Consider the following 15,391-nt stretch of genomic DNA (forward strand, 5'->3'; position numbering starts at 1 on the left):
CTCTTCTTCCGGTACTGCTACAGGTGCGGCAGGATCGCCGGCATCAGGTCCTGGAAGGTCCGGCCGTTGGCCGGGTTGCCCAGGGCCGTCATCTGCCAGCCGGTGCCCGCGCGGGACACCTTCGCCATGATCTGGGCGGTGTACGCGCCGCCGCCGTCGAGGGTGTAGCGGGCCAGCTCCTGGCCGTTGGTCTCGTCGACGATGCGGCAGAAGGCGTTCTGCACCTCCTGGAACGTCTGGCCGGTGAAGGAGTTCACCGTGAAGACGATCTGGTCGATGTGGACCGGCACGCGCTGGAGGTCGACGAGGATCGCCTCGTCGTCCCCGCCCTGGCCGACGCCGCCGACGAGGTTGTCGCCGGTGTGGCGCACCGAGCCGTCGTCGCTCTGCAGGTGGCGGAAGAAGACCACGTCGACCGGCTGCTTGTCGGCGAAGAGCACCGCCGACGCGTCGAGGTCGATCTCCCGCGTCCGCGAGCCGAACAGTCCGCGGCGCTTCGCCGCCTGCCAGCCCAGGCCCATCCGGACCGCGGTCAGCGTCCCTCCGTCCGACTTCTGCAGACTGATGGCCTGACCCTTGGTCATGTTGACCGTCACGCGCGTCCCCTCTCCATAGCCCGCCCCAGCTGACTGGTGCGCAGCGTGTTCCTGCGGCTGTGACCCAACCCTACTGACAGCCCCCGGCTCAGGCGAGGCCCGCTTCCTTCATCTGCCGGAGCTCCTTCTTCAGCTCGCCGACCTCGTCCCGGATCCGGGCCGCGACCTCGAACTGGAGCTCCGCCGCGGCGGCGCGCATGCGTTCGGTCATCTGCTCGATGAGCGAGGCGAGTTCGGCGGCCGGCCGGTCGGTGAGCACCTCGGTGCCCGTGGCCCCCTTGGCCGCTTTGGCACCCTTGCCGCCCCTGCCGCCCTTGGCGCCTGCCGGGGCGTGGCCCGCGAGACCGCCGAGCGCCGGCACGGGCGCCTTGGCGCCCTTGCCCTCCTTCGCCTGCCGGTATCCGGTGCCGAGGAGCTGCTCGGTGTCCAGTTCCTCGCGGGCGATGGTGGCGACGATGTCGTTGATCTTCTTGCGGAGCGGCTGTGGGTCGATGCCGTTGGCCGTGTTGTAGGCGACCTGCTTCTCGCGGCGCCGGTTCGTCTCGTCGATCGCCTGGGCCATCGCCGGGGTGATGATGTCCGCGTACATGTGGACCTGGCCGGAGACGTTGCGCGCCGCGCGGCCGATGGTCTGGATCAGGGAGGTGCCCGAGCGCAGGAAGCCCTGCTTGTCGGCGTCGAGGATCGCCACCAGGGAGACCTCGGGCAGGTCCAGGCCCTCGCGCAGCAGGTTGATGCCGACCAGGACGTCGAACTCGCCGGACCGCAGCTCGCGCAGCAGCTCGATGCGGCGCAGGGTGTCGACGTCGCTGTGCAGGTAGCGGACCTGGATGCCGAGCTCCAGGAAGTAGTCCGTGAGGTCCTCGGCCATCTTCTTGGTGAGGGTGGTGACCAGGACCCGCTCGTCCTTCTCGACGCGCTGGCGGATCTCGTGCACCAGGTCGTCGATCTGGCCCTCGGTGGGCTTGACCACGACCTCGGGGTCGATGAGGCCGGTGGGGCGGATGATCTGTTCGACGAAGCCGTCGCCGCGGGAGAGCTCGTACTTCCCGGGAGTGGCCGACAGGTAGACGGTCTGGCCGATGCGCTCCTGGAACTCCTCCCACTTCAGCGGCCGGTTGTCCAGCGCGGACGGCAGCCGGAAGCCGTGGTCGACCAGGGTCCGCTTGCGGGAGGCGTCGCCCTCGTACATGGCGCCGATCTGCGGCACGGTGACGTGCGACTCGTCGATGACCAGGAGGAAGTCCTCCGGGAAGTAGTCGATGAGGGTGTTGGGCGCCGATCCCCGCTCGCGGTCGTCCATGTGCAGGGAGTAGTTCTCGATGCCGGAGCAGGACCCGATCTGGCGCATCATCTCCAGGTCGTAGGTGGTGCGCATGCGCAGGCGCTGCGCCTCCAGCATCTTGCCCTGCTTCTCCAGCTCGGCGAGGCGCTCGGCCAGCTCGGCCTCGATGCCGGCGATCGCCTTCTCCATGCGCTCCGGGCCGGCGACGTAGTGGCTGGCGGGGAAGACGTAGAGCTCGCGGTCCTCGCTGATGACCTCGCCGGTCAGCGGGTGCAGGGTGGAGAGGGCCTCGATCTCGTCGCCGAACATCTCGATGCGGACGGCCAGTTCCTCGTAGACCGGGAAGATCTCGATGGTGTCGCCGCGGACCCGGAAGGTGCCGCGGGTGAAGGCGACGTCGTTGCGCGTGTACTGGATGTCGACGAAGCGGCGCAGCAGCTGGTCCCGGTCGATCTCCTCGCCCACCTTGAGCGCGACCATCCGGTCGACGTACTCCTGCGGGGTGCCGAGGCCGTAGATGCAGGACACGGAGGCGACGACGATCACGTCCCGCCTGGTCAGCAGCGAATTGGTGGCGGAGTGGCGCAGCCGCTCCACCTCCTCGTTGATCGAGGAGTCCTTCTCGATGTACGTGTCCGACTGCGGTACGTAGGCCTCGGGCTGGTAGTAGTCGTAGTACGAGACGAAGTACTCGACGGCGTTGTTCGGCAGGAGCTCGCGGAACTCGTTCGCCAGCTGGGCGGCCAGCGTCTTGTTCGGCGCCATGACCAGGGTGGGGCGCTGGAGCTTCTCGATCATCCAGGCGGTGGTCGCCGACTTGCCGGTGCCGGTCGCACCCAGCAGGACGACATCCTTCTCACCTGCACGGATGCGCTTCTCCAGCTCGGCGATGGCCGCCGGCTGGTCGCCGCTGGGCTGGTAGGGGCTGACGACCTCGAAAGGCGCCACCGTGCGTTCGATCTTCGATACGGGCCGCATGAGTCCACCGTACGACCCTCCACTGACACTCACGTCTCCCCGCCGGGCCCCGGCACGCTCCGGGCTGCCCCGCCGGGCCCGGCCGGCGTCATCCGTTCTGGTCCGTTTGTCGTAGTTCGGTGGCGGCTCCATGATCTTCAACCCCATGATCGCGGTGAAGTGCATCGCCACAACGTCTGCCGCTCCGCACCCGTCTGACGCAGGAACAGGGCTCACGACCCGAGGAGAACGCACATGCACGTCCGACCCGCCGCCGCGGCCGCCGCCGCATTCCTGGGCTTCACCCTCACCCTGCTGGGCGGGACGGCGTCGTACGCCGCCACCGGCCCCGGATCCGCCGCCGGACCGCTGGGCCTGGGGGGTCCCGTCGTGTACGCCCACCGGGGGGCCTCGGCGTACGCCCCGGAGAACACCCTCGCAGCGGTCGACCTGGCGATGCGCCTGGGCTTCGCCTGGGTCGAGAACGACGTGCAGCGCACCAAGGACGGCGAGCTGGTCGTGATCCACGACGACACCCTGGCCCGGACCACGGACGTCGAACAGCTCTTCCCGGACCGGAGGCCCTGGAAGGTCAAGGACTTCACGGCGGCCGAGATCGCCCGGCTGGACGCGGGCAGCTGGTTCGGCGAGGAGTACGCGGGCGCCGCCGTGCCGACCCTGCGGCAGTACCTCGACCGTGTGCAGCGCAACCGGCAGCGGCTGCTGCTGGAGATCAAGAGGCCGGAGCTGTACCCGGGGATCGAGGAGCAGACCCTGAAGGTCCTGGGCGAGGCGGGCTGGCTCGACCCGCGCCACGTCGCGCGGCGCCTTGTGGTGCAGAGCTTCAGCGCCGACTGCGTGCGCGTCGTGCACGGGCTGCGCCCCGACCTGGTGACGGCCTTCCTGGGCACCCCTCCCGTGGCGGACCTGCCGCGGTACGCGGAGTTCACCGACCGGATCAACCCGTGGCACACCACCATCTCGGCCGACTGGGTCGCGGCGGTGCACGGCCTGCTGGGAGCCCACGGCAGGGCGATGGAGGTGGACACCTGGATCGTGGACGACGCCGCGACGGCCCGGAAGGTGCAGGAGATGGGCGTGGACGGGATCATCACGAACGCCCCGGACGTGGTCCGGGAGGCGGTCGGGGGCTTCTGAGCGGCCCTGTCGGAGGCGGGTCGTACCGTGGACGCGTGGACAGCACCGAGCGGCCCCGCGGGCCGCACCTCGAATGGACCGTCGTCGCCAGCGACATCGGTCCCCTGCTCCTGGCCGCGACCCCGGAGGGGCTGGTCCGGGTCGAGTTCCATGCCGGGCCGGACCGGGTCGACCGGATGATGGGCCCGCTGGTCTCCCGGCTGGGCGCCGACGCCCGCAGGCCCGCGCCGGGCGAGGAGGTGCTGCTGGCCGAGCCGGTGCGCCAGATGGCCGCCTACTTCGCCGGTTCGCTGCGGCGCTTCGACCTGCCGCTGGACTGGCGCCTCAGCTCCGGCTTCAACCGGCAGGTGCTCCAGGAGCTGGACCGTTCCGTGCCCTACGGGTCGGTCGTCGGCTACGGGGAGCTGGCCGCCCGCGCCGGACAGCCCGGCGCCGCCCAGGCCGTGGGCAACGCCATGGGCTCGAACCCGCTGCCGGTGGTGGTGCCCTGCCACCGGGTCGTGGAGAACGACGGCGGCATCGGGGGGTTCGGCGGCGGCGTGGAGACCAAGCGGCAGCTGCTCGCGCTGGAGGGAGTGCTCCCGCAGCCGCTGTTCTGAGCGCCGCGTGCCCCCTCACGCCCGCCCCGCGCCGTGCGGGGCGCACCCGCCGGGTCGGGCGGCTGTGACGGCTGTGACCTGCGGGTCCGACCGCGCCGACGGCGCGGTTCCGCCCGACGGTAAGGGGTGGCACACTGCGGCGGTGACTACTGCAGCCGCCGCACCCGGCCCCATCGCCTCCCCCGCGCCCCGCGCCGCGCACCCGCGAGTGCGGGGTACGGCGTGACCGCCTCGCCCGGCACGGACCGGCCCGCCCCACCGCTCGGCCTCCCGGAGCTCGCGCGGCTGCGCAAGCGCACCTCCCGGGTGCTCATGGCCGGCCAGATACTCGGCGGCCTCGGCGTGCCCATCAGCATCGCCCTGGCCCCCGTACTCGCCACCGAGGTCAGCGGCACCGAGGCGCTGTCCGGCTTCGCCTCCACCGCCTCGGTGATCGGCACCGCCCTCGTCTCGCTGCCGCTCGCCGCCCTGATGACCGCGCGCGGCCGGCGCCCCGGGCTGGTCCTGGCCTACGGGATCGGCGCCGTCGGGGCGGGCCTCGTCGTCCTCGCCGCCACCATCAAGAGCTTCCCGCTGCTGCTGCTCGGCATGGCCGCCTTCGGCGCCGCCTCCTCCGCCAACCTCCAGGCCCGGTTCGCCGCCGCGGACCTCGCCGCCCCGGACCACCGGGCCCGGGCCATCTCGGTCGTCGTGTGGGCGTCCACCCTCGGCGCGGTGCTCGGCCCCAACCTGTCCGCTCCGGCGAGCCGCAGCTTCGCCGGGACCTCCATACCCGAGACGGCGGGCCCCTTCGTGTGGGCCGCCGTCGTGTTCGTGCTGACCGGCGCGCTGATCGCCGTACTCCTGCGCCCGGACCCCCTGCTGACGGCGCGGGCGCTCGCGGCACCCGAGGAGCGGAGCCGCGAGGGCCGCTCGATCCGCGCCGGGATCGCCGCCGTGCGGGCCTCGCCGCGGGCTCGGCTCGCCCTCCTCACCGTCGCCGTGTCCCACACCACCATGGTCTCGATCATGGTCATGACGCCGATGGACCTCGGCCACCACGGTGCCGGGCTGGAGCTCGTCGGTCTGGTGATCAGCGGTCACATCGCGGGGATGTTCGCCTTCTCCCCGCTCATGGGCTGGCTCGCGGACCGTCTCGGACGGCTCTCCGTGATCGGCCTCGGCGCAGGACTGCTGTCGGCCGCCGCGCTGCTCGCCGGGACGGCCGGGCCGAGCCACGGCCAGAGCGCGCTCGGCCTCTTCCTGCTCGGCCTCGGCTGGTCCGCGGGGATGGTGTCCGGCTCGGCCCTGCTGACCGACTCGGTTCCGCAGCCCGCGCGGGCCGCCGTACAGGGTCTGAGCGACCTCACGATGAACACGGCCGCGGGCGTGGGCGGGGCCGCCGCCGGCGTGATCATGTCCCAGGCGGGCTACGGCTGGCTGAACGCCGTCGGTGCCTCGCTGCTGCTGCCGATGGCGGCGCTCGCCCTGTTCACCGCCCGCCGCCACCCCGTGGACGCCAAGACGCCCCCGCCGGGGGTCAGTAGCTGATGTGGTAGGCCTTGCGCAGGGTCTCGTGGACGGTCCATACGGTCTTGTCGCCCTCGCGCAGGACGCATGCCGAGCCCGGACCCACCTCCAGCGTCCCGCCGCCCTCGACCTCGACGGTGGCGCGGCCGCTGACCACCACGAACAGCTCGTTCGCCTCGACGTCGGTGACCACGCCCGGGGTGATCTGCCAGATCCCGCGCACCTGCTTGCCGTCGGCCGACTCCCACAGGACCTTGCCCGTGACGACGGGATCCCCGGAGACGATCTGCGCGGGGTCGAGGTCGTCGGGCTCCAGCTCCACGTCCGCCACGTCGACGGCGAACGAGGCGGGGGCGGCTGCGGGGGCGGCGGAGTGATCACTGGTGCTCATGGCCCGCCAGCCTAGATCGGCCCGCCCGCGCGGCGCGGTGACCACAGCGTCCAGGAACGGACCGGCCTACGAGTCACCCTGTCCAGTCGGGCCGGGGCGCGGGACCCGCAGGGTTTCGGCCAGTTCGACGCGCACGTCCCGTGCGGTCAGCAGGTGGGGCAGCGCGCCGCGGCGACGGGCACGGCGAGTGCGCGGCCGGCGGCCTCCCCGCGGTGCGGGCGGCGCAGGGGGGGCTCAGGTCGGTCCCGAGACGTCGTCGCCGAGGGCGTGGGTGCCGGTGGCGCCGGCGTTGTCGAGGACTTGTGCGGTCCGGGCCCGATGCTGCGGTGAGCAGGGTGCAGAGGGCCCGGCCTGCCGGGTGACGGACGCGTCCCGGTCCGCGTGGACGAGGTCGTAGCGGTCGGCGAGCCGTCGTAGAAGCCGCGCGTGTCCAGGGGGAACGCTACTCGGACAGCTCGGGACGGGTGTGACAGGAGTGCGTTTGGGGCCGCCGATCCCGTGCCATGGATGGGGACATGTCACAGCACAGAGCAACTGAATCCCCGTCCGGTGGGCCGGTCCTGTCGGCCGAGGTGCGCGAGGCGCTCGACCGGGGCAGGCCCGTGGTGGCCCTGGAGTCGACGATCATCGCGCACGGCCTGCCCCGCCCCCGCAACCTGGAGGTGGGCCTGGAACTGGAGGAGCTGGTCCGCGCGGAGGGGGCGGTTCCGGCGACGGTCGCGGTCCTGGACGGCGTCGCGCACGCGGGCCTGGACAAGGAGCAGCTGGAGCGGATCGCGGCCGGTGACGGCGTACGCAAGCTCGGGCACCGGGATCTGGCACCCGCGCTGGCGACGGGCGCGACCGGCGCGACGACGGTTTCCGCGACGGCGTTCCTCGCGGCCAGGGCGGGCCTGCGCGTCTTCGCGACGGGCGGCCTGGGCGGCGTACACCGTGAATGGGTCCAGACGCAGGACGAGTCGGCGGACCTCTCCCTGCTGGCCCGCACCCGGATCACGGTGGTCTGCGCGGGGGTGAAGTCGATCCTTGACGTGCCGGCCACGCTGCAGCGGCTGGAGACGCTGGGCGTCGGGGTGCTCGGCTACGGGACGGACCGCTTCCCCGGGTTCTACCTGGCCGACTCCGGTGAGGCGGTGGACTGGACCGTGCACCGGCCGGAGGAGGTCGCGGCGGTGATGGCCGCTCAGGACGCACTCGGCGGACCTGAGTCGGCGCTGCTCGTGGCCAATCCGGTGGCTGCCGCGGAGCAGCTGGATCCGCAGCTGCACGACCGGGTCCTGGCCGAGGCGCTCGCCGAGTGCCGCGAGCAGGGCATCACGGGGCAGGCGGTGACGCCGTTCCTTCTGGGGTTCCTGGTACGGGCGACGGGCGGGGCCTCGCTGGAGGCGAACCTGGCGGCGGTACGCGGCAACGTGCGGCTCGGTGCCCGGATCGCCGGGGCCTGGGCGGCGCGGGCATGACGGCGGCGGGGGCGCTGCTCGTCGTCGGGGACGTGGTGACGGACGTGGTGGCCGTCCACACGGAGCCGTTGGCTCCGGCCACCGACACCGCGGCCCGCATCCGCACCCTGCCGGGCGGCGCGGGGGCCAACGCGGCGTGCTGGGCCGCCCGTACGGGGAGCGCGGAGGTGCGCCTCCTCGCGCGGGTGGGCACGGAATCGGCGCGGTGGCACGAACGGGCGCTCGTGGACGCGGGGGTGCGGCCCCGGCTGGTGATCGATCCGCAGGAGCCGACCGGGACGGTGGTGGCCCTCGTCGGCAAGGACGCGGAGCGGACCTTCCTGACCGACAGCGGGGCCTCGCTGCGGCTGTGCCCGGCCGACTGGGCTCCGTCCCTGCTGGACGGTGCGGCGCACCTGCACCTGTCGGGTTATCTGTTCTTCGCCGACAGCAGCCGGGAGCTGGCGCTGGTCGCGCTGCGGGCGGCGCGGACGCGGGGGGTGCCGGTGAGCGTGGATCCCGCGTCGGCCGGATTCCTGGCGGCACTGGGCCCGCAGCGCTTCCTGGACGCCGTGGCGGGCGCGTGCCTGCTGCTGCCGAACGAGGACGAGGCCCGGCTGCTGGCGGGGCTGCCGGAAGGGTCGGGGGTGGCCCGGGCGGCGATGGCGCTGAGCCGGCGGGTGCCGCTCGTGGTGGTGACCCGGGGCCCGGCGGGGGCGCTGGTGGCCGAGGGGGGCCGGCTCACGGCGGAGGTGGCGGCCGCGCAGCCGGCCGAACCGGTGGTGGACTCCACGGGCGCCGGCGATGCCTTCACCGGTGCCTTCCTCGCCTCCCGCCTGGAGGGCGCGGACCCGACGGAATCCACCCGAGCGGGCTCCCGGGCGGCAGCCCGGGCCATAACGCGAACAGGCGGCCGCCCCTAGGGGGAGTGTCGTCAAAGTGGCGTCGTCCGCCCGAAGGGCGGGCCCCGCCGGTCAGGCGGGGCTTTGACGACACGACCTGGCCCCGCCCCCACCGACGTCCGAAGCGCAGGTCCGGGTCCGGGCCAACGCCCGTCGCCGGCGCCGCGGGTCCGGGCAACGCCCCACCCGGCCCCGCCGGCGTCCGCAGCACAGAGCCGGGCAGGGCCCGGGAACCGGAGAAGGGGCGGGGCGGGGAGAGGGCTCCGCGCAGCGGCACCCATACCCTGCCGGGCCCCGCCCGGGGTCAGCTCCCCCGGATCCCCGTCCAGGCAGGATGCCTGGGATCATCCGCCCGCACCACCACATCGGCGGCGGAAGCCGGGTCCACCTCGGCCTCGTACCGGGCGAACGCCGCCCCCGTCCACCGCTCTGACTCCTCGGTCCGCCGCGCGAGCGCCCCCGCCGACAGCCGGACGTGGACGCTCAGGTCGAAGGGGAACCACCGCCCCAGCAGCAGCGGTCCGTGCACCAGCAGCACACCGCCGGCCGGGAGTTGGGCGTAGGGGCTGCGGGTCGCCCGGTCGGTCACCGGATCCCACAGGTCCGGCAGCACCCGCCCCGTGCCGCCGGGGTCGGTCGGGCCGAACACCTCCCGCCAGAGCGCGGCCGTGTCGTACCAGCCGTCCAGGTACGCGTCCACGTCCTGTCGGCCGAACTCGAAGCGGAGGGAGGCCGGCCGCAGGAAGCCGGCGGTCGGGACCACCAGGACCGAGCGTCCGCGCAGCCGCAGCTCCTCCGCGAGCCGCCCGGCGAGGGTGCCGGTGTCCGCCGCGGGCGCGCCGTCGATGCCCACGCGCTGCCGGCCGCCGGGCCCGGGGGCGTTGCCGGGGTCGTCGAGGTGACCGGCGAGACGCTCGGCCATCCGCTGCCATGTGATCGCTTCCCACTGCACCGGCCCATTGTCAGTGGTCGGCCGTAGCTTTTTTCACGAGGGATCACCGCGGAAAGGGCGCCGGTGGCCCGGCTTTCGGGGAGGGGTCTGTCATGGCTCGGGAGACGACGTATCTGGAGCTGTCCCAGGACGGCGGCGGGGCGCACAAGTTCTACGAGGTGATCGTGGACGGCACCGCCGTCTCCGTGCGCTACGGACGCATCGGCGCGCCGGGCCAGTTGCAGAGCTCCTCGTTCCCGACCGTCGAGAAGGCCCGCGCGGCCGCCGCGAAGAAGATCGGGGAGAAGGTCCGCAAGGGGTACGCCCCGGCGGTGCAGGGGCAGCGCGCCTCCCGTGCGGTGACGCGCCGCCAGGTGACGTCGGCGCCGTCGACGGCGCGTGCCGTCGCGCCGGTGCTGTGGCGTTTCCGTACCGGTTCCTCGGCCTTCGGGATCCATGTCGACGAGGACCGCTGCTGGGTCGGCAACCAGGCCGGTGACGTCTACACGCTGAGCCACGGCGGTGAGGTGCTGGCGCACTATTCGCTGCCGGACGGGGTGAAGTGCCTGGTGGCGGACGAGTTCTGGATATATGCCGGCTGCGACGACGGCACGGTGTACGACCTGTCCTCGAAGGTCCCCTTCGGCGCCTACACCATCGCCCCGGACGTGGACATCTACTGGCTGGACATCCACGAGGGCGTGCTCGACGTCTCGGACGCGAACGGCGGCCTGACGGTCATCGACCACGAGGACGAGCACCAGTGGTCGCGGAAGTCCGCCGGGACGGGTGCGTGGATGGTCCGGGCCGACGAGCGGGCGGTCTACCACGGGCACAGCGGCGGCGTGACGGCCTACGCGGCCGACGGCACCGGGCAGTTGTGGCACAGCGCGACCCCCGGCGGTGTCCTGTTCGGCTGGCAGGAGGAGCACTCGGTGTACGCGGGTACGGTCCGCAACACCGTGCAGCGGCTGTCGAAGGCCTCGGGGGCGACGGAGGCCGCCTACCTGTGTGACGCGGCGGTGTATTCGTGCGCGACCTCCCCCGACGGCCGCCACGTCTTCGCCGGCGATTCCTCCTCGTCGGTCTACTGCTTCGACGCGGACGGGCACCGGCTGTGGAAGCTGGGGACGGGCGGCGGTTCGGCGCTGTCGATGCAGTACCTGGACGGGCGGCTGTACCTCGTCACCACGGACGGCTCCCTGGTGTGCGTGGACGCGAGCGAGCAGGCGATCGCGGCGGCCCAGCAGGGTTCGGTGCCCGCGCCGATGGACGTGAAGTCGGCGGCCGCGCTGCCCGTGTTCACGCCGGCCGCGTCGGCTTCGGCGGTGGCGACGGTCTCGATGGCCGCGGTGGCCTCGGATCCGGCGGGCGGTGTGGTGGTGGAGTGCGTCCAGCAGGGTGGCCGGATGCGGGTGCAGGTGGTGTCGAGCGGCTTCGAGCCGTCCTGGAACGTGCAGTTCCCGCGGGGGATCCGGGAGGCCGGCGCCCGGTACGTGGTGGACGGCCTGCACGCGGCCTCCGGGGGCTTCTACCGGGTCCGCGGGGAGATACGCCGACTAGTGTGAGTACTGCCGACGGGCTCTGGCTGCGGCTCCGTGGTGTGCTGCCGGCACACCAGCGGGCCGGCACCGGCGGGGGCGGGCGTGGGTATGGAGAAGGGGGTCCCTTCGGGCAGCCGGGGGGTCACGTGGAGCACGACCGGCTCGGTGCCGAGGTTGTGGCCCAGGTGTATGTGCCCGATGCCGGCGGGCTCCACGAAGGTGGTCCCCGGCCGGTGCACCTCGACGGTGAGGTCGTGCAGGACCCGGGTCAGGGTGCCCGAGAGGACGACGGCTTCGAGCCGCACCCGGTGGAAGTGCCAGCCGGTGCAGCCGCCCGGCGGGATGACTATCTCCCGGCCCGCGGGGATCGTGGTGACGCGTGCTCTGCCGGTGCCGATCCCGAAGCCGAAGCCGGTCACCTGCGGCCGTGCCGTCGTCGTCCGCCGTACGCCCATGTGCTCCTCCTCCGTGGACCGGCCCCGCGGTCCATGGGGTCCATGGGGTCCACCGTAGGAGCGATCAGGCCGATTCAGGAAGAGTCGGTGAAACCCCAACCTGCCTTCCCCATCAGGTGATATGAGGGGCGGAGGGCGGTATCACACCTGTATGAGCCTGGTCGTCTTCGAGTCCGTGAAGCAGATCCACTGCGCGGAGTGCCGGCGCGGCCCGCTCCGGCACCTGGTGCGCGAGGCCGGTGTGCCCCGCTGCCTGGACTGTGCGGACCTTGGGCACCTCGTTTACCTTCCGCGCGGGGACGCCGCGCTGACGCGCCGTGCCCGTGAGGCCAGTTCGCTGTCCGCCGTCGTGGTCCGCTTCCACAAGCGGCGCCGCCGGTACGAGCGCCTGGGGCTGTTCGTGGAGGATGCCGCCCTGGCCGGCGCGGAACGCGCCTGTCTCGCGGACTCCGAGGCGCGGGCGCGTCGCCGGGAGCGCGACCGGCTGCGTCGTGCGGCGGAGGACGTCCGCTTCACGGCGGCCTTCGCCGCCGAGATAGTGCGGCTGTTCCCCGGCTGCCCGGCCGACCGGGCCGTGGCGATCGCCACCCATGCCTCGGTGCGCGGCAGCGGCCGGGTGGGGCGCACCGCGGCCGGTCGGGCCCTGGACGAGACGGCGGTCTCGGTGGCGGTGCGGGCGGCGGTCCGGCACACCGACACCGAGTACGACGCCCTGCTGATGGCGGGCGTTCCCCGTTTCGCGGCCCGCGCCCGGCTGGCCCCGCGGATCGACGCCATCCTGGACGGATGGCGCACCATGAGCCGGGATCAGGCTAGTTGACCCGGAAGCGGCGGTAGAGCATGAGGCCGCCGAGCAGCAGGGCGCCGCCGCTGGGCAGCAGGTAGCCGACGCCGTCCGCCCCGGTGTGGGCGAGGGCCTCGCTGTGCCGCGGGGGCTCGGGCGGGGTGACCCTGGTGACGGGTGAGGTCGGCGGGGTCGGGACGGCCGGGGTGACCGGGGTGACCGGCTTCTCGACGACGGGCGGCTGAACGGGCTTGCCGGGGCCGGGCTGCTCGACGTTGACGGACGTGTTGCCGTGCGAGGGGTTTCCGATGCCGACCACGTTGACGGAGTTGCCGCTGATGTTGACCGGCAGGTCGACGGGGAGCTGGAGACCGTTGCCGGAGAGCACTCCGGGGGAATCCTTCGTCTGACCGCTCGCGACCGCTCCGCCGCCGTTGCCCGCCGCCGGCGCCGACCGGTGTGAGGTGCTCTGGCCGGAGTGCGCGCCACCGCCCTGCGACACGTTCGTACAGCGGTTGCCGGCGGCCGGGTTGAGCAGGCCGACGACGCTCACGGTGTTGCCGCACGCGTTGACCGGCACGTTCACCGGCAGCTGCACGAGGTTCCCGGACAGCAGACCCGGCGAGCGCTCGGCCCTGCCGCCCGCGTCCGCATCGGCGTGGGCGAGCCCGCTCACGCCCGCGACCGCCAGACCGCCGCCCGCGACGACCGCCGCGATCAAGCCATTTCGACGACTGTGACGCATCACTTTCCTGCCTTCCGGTGGATTTCGAGGCCTTGCCCCGCACCGGAAACAACGCCTCCAAACCCGTACGGGTTATAGAGGCGGTACGCATTTCACTCAATCGTGTGCTGGGTACTGGCTACTTCATGACTGAACGCCCGCTGCTCCTCCTCGACGTGGACGGCCCGCTGAACCCCTTCCGTGCGCCCTTCGCCGGGTTGCGCGGTTACAAGAGCCACCGCATGTGGCCGGAAGTCTGGCTCTCCTACCGCGACCCGGAATCCCGCAGGGCCCGGCGCGGCGCGCGGATCCGCCTCCATCCGTCCCACGGCTCCCGGCTGCTGGCCCTGCCCTTCGAGCTCGCCTGGGCAACCGCCTGGACGCACCAGGCCAACACTTTGATCTCGCCTCACATCGGGCTCCCGGGCGACCTGTCCGTCGTCGAATGGCCCGACCTGTTCGCCGAGGACCCCGACGGTCTCTCCTGGAAGACCCGCCATCTGCGGGACTGGGCGGCCGGCCGCCCGTTCGCCTGGGTCGACGACATGATCACCCCCCGTGACCGGGCCTGGATCGCCGCCCACCATCCGGCACCGGCCCTCCTGCTGCGCATCCACCCGCGCCACGGCCTGAGGGACCGCGACTTCACCGCGTTGACGCGCTGGGCGGAGGGTCTCAGCCCCGCAGGGCGGTGACCGGGTCCGGTGAGGGGCGGCCCGTGGGCCACCAGTCGTCGTCGCCCGGGCGGGACTCGTAGGCGTACCAGAGGGCGTCGCGGCCGAGCCGCAGCTGGCGGGTGTGGGCGGTCAGGCGGTTGCGGTCGGGGCGGAAGGCGCCCTGGGACGCGGCGAGGAGCGCCGGGCGGGCCCGGTCGAAGGGGCCGGCCGGCGGATCCCAGGCCTCTTCGAGCGCGGCGAGGGCCGGGCGGCCGCCCTGGCGCCAGGCCGCCGCTGCCCGCGCGAGGTCGGTGGTGGTGCGCCCGGTGGCGCGGGCCAGCTCCCGGTAGAGGGTGCGGGCGGCGCCCGTCAGGCCGGCCGTGGGGTGCGCGGAGGCCAGCCGTACGGCGTCGTGCCAGAGGGAGAGCCCGGCGATCGGGTCCTCGCCTGTGGTGAGCAGGGTGAGGGCGCGGGCGGCCGCGTCGGAGGCGAGCTGGTCGAGGGCGAGCGGGTCCGGTGCCGCCGGGTCTGCCGGGTAGGCGGGCGGAAGGCCGGCCGCCGCGGGTGGGGCGAGCGGCGCGGGCAGCGGCGGCAGGACCGTGCGGGCGAGCGCTGCCCGGGCGGCGACTCCGGGGAAGTCCGGTGCCGTACCTGGCTGTTCACGTGCGGCGTGGGCGGCGTTGCGGCGGGTGAGGTCTTCGAGGAGTTCCCGCTCGCCGCGGCCGCGCAGGAGCAGCAGGACGAAGGGGTCCTCGTCGAGGAGGCGGGCCGCGCGGTAGCAGAGGGCGGCGGCGTGCTTGCACGGCGGACGCCCGACGTCCGGGCAGGAGCAGTGCGGGACGAGCTCGCCCGCGCCGGGCAGGACGGTCCCCGCCAGCGACTGCGGGACCTCCCGCTCCAGGAGCGCGCCGAGCGCCGCCGGGTCGGCGGCGACGTCTTCCAGCAGCTCGCCCCACTCCGCGTCCGCGAAAGCCGGCAGGGTCAGCTCGGTGCGGTACGGGCGCGGCCTGCTGCCCCGAACGTACGCGACGATGCGGCCGGGGGTGACGGTCACGGCGTCGACGTGCCCGGCGGTGGCGTAGGCGCGGCCCCGGGCCAGGCGGGCCGGATCGCCGGAGACCTCTTCCAGGGCCGACACCCAGGCCCGGCCCCACCAGCTCACCGCCGCCGCCCCGGCGGGCACGGTCTCGAAGGTGCGGCGGCGGTCGTCCCGCGCGGTGATCATGCGGGCCTCCGCAGCGAGACGAGGTCGGCGAGCTCGCGGTCGGTCAGCTCGGTCAGCGCCGCCTCGCCGGAGCCGAGGACCGCGTCGGCCAACGCCCGCTTCGCCTCCAGCATTTCGGCGATGCGGTCCTCGACGGTGCCCTCGGCGATGATCCGGTGGACCTGTACGGGCTGGGTCTGGCCGATCCGGTAGGCGCGGTCGGTGGCCTGTTCCTCGACGGCCGGGTTCCACCAGCG

15 protein-coding genes and 1 pseudogene are annotated in these 15,391 nt (G+C 73.4%); 8 read left to right on the forward strand and 8 right to left on the reverse strand.

Annotation, left to right across the window (positions count from 1 at the left end; translation table 11 throughout):
* Positions 1–17: 17 nt before the first annotated feature.
* On the reverse strand, positions 18–596 hold the full coding sequence (locus tag AB0F82_RS26245) for a TerD family protein (RefSeq protein ID WP_356811965.1): 579 nt from the start codon (positions 594–596) through the stop codon (positions 18–20).
* A gap of 88 nt (positions 597–684) precedes the next feature.
* Positions 685–2,859 (reverse strand): excinuclease ABC subunit UvrB, encoded by a 2,175-nt coding sequence (gene uvrB / locus AB0F82_RS26250; protein WP_356811964.1) that lies wholly within the window; start codon positions 2,857–2,859, stop codon positions 685–687.
* 234 nt (positions 2,860–3,093) lie between these two features.
* On the opposite strand from uvrB, the gene AB0F82_RS26255 reads away from it, so the two are divergent.
* From AB0F82_RS26255 to AB0F82_RS26265, 3 genes are all read left to right on the forward strand, one after another.
* The gene (locus AB0F82_RS26255; RefSeq protein WP_362631762.1) at positions 3,094–3,996 is read left to right on the forward strand and encodes a glycerophosphodiester phosphodiesterase; all 903 of its coding nucleotides are present in this window, start codon (positions 3,094–3,096) and stop codon (positions 3,994–3,996) included.
* A 35-nt stretch (positions 3,997–4,031) separates the two neighbouring features.
* Positions 4,032–4,595 (forward strand): methylated-DNA--[protein]-cysteine S-methyltransferase, encoded by a 564-nt coding sequence (locus AB0F82_RS26260; protein WP_362631764.1) that lies wholly within the window; start codon positions 4,032–4,034, stop codon positions 4,593–4,595.
* Positions 4,596–4,907: 312 nt separating this feature from the next.
* Complete coding sequence (locus AB0F82_RS26265) at positions 4,908–6,125, forward strand: MFS transporter (protein WP_436842159.1); 1,218 nt, start codon at positions 4,908–4,910, stop codon at positions 6,123–6,125.
* Here the strand turns inward: AB0F82_RS26265 and AB0F82_RS26270 are convergent.
* Complete coding sequence (locus tag AB0F82_RS26270; RefSeq protein WP_362631766.1) at positions 6,115–6,495, reverse strand: cupin domain-containing protein; 381 nt, start codon at positions 6,493–6,495, stop codon at positions 6,115–6,117. The two genes, AB0F82_RS26265 and AB0F82_RS26270, sit on opposite strands and share 11 nt — an antisense overlap.
* Before the next feature lie 515 nt (positions 6,496–7,010).
* Between AB0F82_RS26270 and AB0F82_RS26275 the strand changes: the two genes are divergently transcribed.
* Together AB0F82_RS26275 and AB0F82_RS26280 are read left to right on the forward strand one after the other, a co-directional pair.
* Positions 7,011–7,955 carry a pseudouridine-5'-phosphate glycosidase gene (locus AB0F82_RS26275; RefSeq protein WP_362631768.1) on the forward strand — a complete coding sequence of 315 codons (945 nt, stop codon included), beginning with the start codon at positions 7,011–7,013 and terminating at the stop codon, positions 7,953–7,955.
* A complete protein-coding gene (locus tag AB0F82_RS26280; protein ID WP_362631770.1) occupies positions 7,952–8,857 on the forward strand; it encodes a carbohydrate kinase family protein in 906 nt (301 codons plus the stop codon). The genes AB0F82_RS26275 and AB0F82_RS26280 overlap by 4 nt, the downstream gene beginning before the upstream one ends.
* A gap of 283 nt (positions 8,858–9,140) precedes the next feature.
* On the opposite strand, the gene AB0F82_RS26285 is transcribed toward AB0F82_RS26280, so the two are convergent.
* On the reverse strand, positions 9,141–9,788 hold the full coding sequence (locus AB0F82_RS26285; RefSeq protein ID WP_356811958.1) for a uridine kinase: 648 nt from the start codon (positions 9,786–9,788) through the stop codon (positions 9,141–9,143).
* Positions 9,789–9,880: 92 nt separating this feature from the next.
* On the opposite strand from AB0F82_RS26285, the gene AB0F82_RS26290 reads away from it, so the two are divergent.
* Positions 9,881–11,335, forward strand: coding sequence for a WGR domain-containing protein (locus AB0F82_RS26290; protein ID WP_362631772.1), 1,455 nt, complete (start codon positions 9,881–9,883; stop codon positions 11,333–11,335).
* On the opposite strand, the gene AB0F82_RS26295 is transcribed toward AB0F82_RS26290, so the two are convergent.
* Positions 11,299–11,766, reverse strand: coding sequence for a cupin domain-containing protein (locus AB0F82_RS26295; protein ID WP_362631774.1), 468 nt, complete (start codon positions 11,764–11,766; stop codon positions 11,299–11,301). The genes AB0F82_RS26290 and AB0F82_RS26295 overlap by 37 nt on opposite strands.
* A gap of 151 nt (positions 11,767–11,917) precedes the next feature.
* Here AB0F82_RS26295 and AB0F82_RS26300 point away from each other — a divergent pair, with 151 nt between their 5' ends.
* The gene (locus AB0F82_RS26300) at positions 11,918–12,586 is read left to right on the forward strand and encodes a DUF2293 domain-containing protein (RefSeq protein ID WP_362631776.1); all 669 of its coding nucleotides are present in this window, start codon (positions 11,918–11,920) and stop codon (positions 12,584–12,586) included.
* On the opposite strand, the gene AB0F82_RS26305 is transcribed toward AB0F82_RS26300, so the two are convergent.
* On the reverse strand, positions 12,579–13,295 hold the full coding sequence (locus AB0F82_RS26305; RefSeq protein WP_356811954.1) for a chaplin: 717 nt from the start codon (positions 13,293–13,295) through the stop codon (positions 12,579–12,581). The genes AB0F82_RS26300 and AB0F82_RS26305 overlap by 8 nt on opposite strands.
* A gap of 125 nt (positions 13,296–13,420) precedes the next feature.
* On the opposite strand from AB0F82_RS26305, the gene AB0F82_RS26310 reads away from it, so the two are divergent.
* Positions 13,421–13,969 carry a hypothetical protein gene (locus AB0F82_RS26310; protein ID WP_356811953.1) on the forward strand — a complete coding sequence of 183 codons (549 nt, stop codon included), beginning with the start codon at positions 13,421–13,423 and terminating at the stop codon, positions 13,967–13,969.
* Here the strand turns inward: AB0F82_RS26310 and AB0F82_RS26315 are convergent.
* Both AB0F82_RS26315 and AB0F82_RS26320 read right to left on the reverse strand, forming a co-directional pair.
* Positions 13,950–15,155, reverse strand: coding sequence for an SWIM zinc finger family protein (locus AB0F82_RS26315; protein ID WP_362631779.1), 1,206 nt, complete (start codon positions 15,153–15,155; stop codon positions 13,950–13,952). The two genes, AB0F82_RS26310 and AB0F82_RS26315, sit on opposite strands and share 20 nt — an antisense overlap.
* Positions 15,152–15,391, reverse strand: a pseudogene (locus tag AB0F82_RS26320) (DEAD/DEAH box helicase); the annotation flags it as partial. The gene AB0F82_RS26315 and the pseudogene AB0F82_RS26320, both read right to left, overlap by 4 nt.

This window comes from Streptomyces virginiae (assembly GCF_040638905.1).
In the GTDB taxonomy this organism is placed as follows: Bacteria; Actinomycetota; Actinomycetes; order Streptomycetales; family Streptomycetaceae; genus Streptomyces; species Streptomyces virginiae_B.

Excerpts from the sequence above, each read along its gene's own strand:
- uvrB (WP_356811964.1), bottom strand. The coding sequence starts at position 2,859 with ATGCGGCCCGTATCGAAGATCGAACGCACGGTGGCGCCTTTCGAGGTC.
- AB0F82_RS26255 (WP_362631762.1), top strand. The coding sequence starts at position 3,094 with ATGCACGTCCGACCCGCCGCCGCGGCCGCCGCCGCATTCCTGGGCTTC.
- AB0F82_RS26265 (WP_436842159.1), top strand. The coding sequence starts at position 4,908 with ATGGCCGGCCAGATACTCGGCGGCCTCGGCGTGCCCATCAGCATCGCC.
- AB0F82_RS26270 (WP_362631766.1), bottom strand. The coding sequence starts at position 6,495 with ATGAGCACCAGTGATCACTCCGCCGCCCCCGCAGCCGCCCCCGCCTCG.
- AB0F82_RS26275 (WP_362631768.1), top strand. The coding sequence starts at position 7,011 with ATGTCACAGCACAGAGCAACTGAATCCCCGTCCGGTGGGCCGGTCCTG.
- AB0F82_RS26280 (WP_362631770.1), top strand. The coding sequence starts at position 7,952 with ATGACGGCGGCGGGGGCGCTGCTCGTCGTCGGGGACGTGGTGACGGAC.
- AB0F82_RS26290 (WP_362631772.1), top strand. The coding sequence starts at position 9,881 with ATGGCTCGGGAGACGACGTATCTGGAGCTGTCCCAGGACGGCGGCGGG.
- AB0F82_RS26295 (WP_362631774.1), bottom strand. The coding sequence starts at position 11,766 with ATGGGCGTACGGCGGACGACGACGGCACGGCCGCAGGTGACCGGCTTC.
- AB0F82_RS26300 (WP_362631776.1), top strand. The coding sequence starts at position 11,918 with ATGAGCCTGGTCGTCTTCGAGTCCGTGAAGCAGATCCACTGCGCGGAG.
- AB0F82_RS26305 (WP_356811954.1), bottom strand. The coding sequence starts at position 13,295 with ATGCGTCACAGTCGTCGAAATGGCTTGATCGCGGCGGTCGTCGCGGGC.
- AB0F82_RS26310 (WP_356811953.1), top strand. The coding sequence starts at position 13,421 with ATGACTGAACGCCCGCTGCTCCTCCTCGACGTGGACGGCCCGCTGAAC.
- AB0F82_RS26315 (WP_362631779.1), bottom strand. The coding sequence starts at position 15,155 with ATGATCACCGCGCGGGACGACCGCCGCCGCACCTTCGAGACCGTGCCC.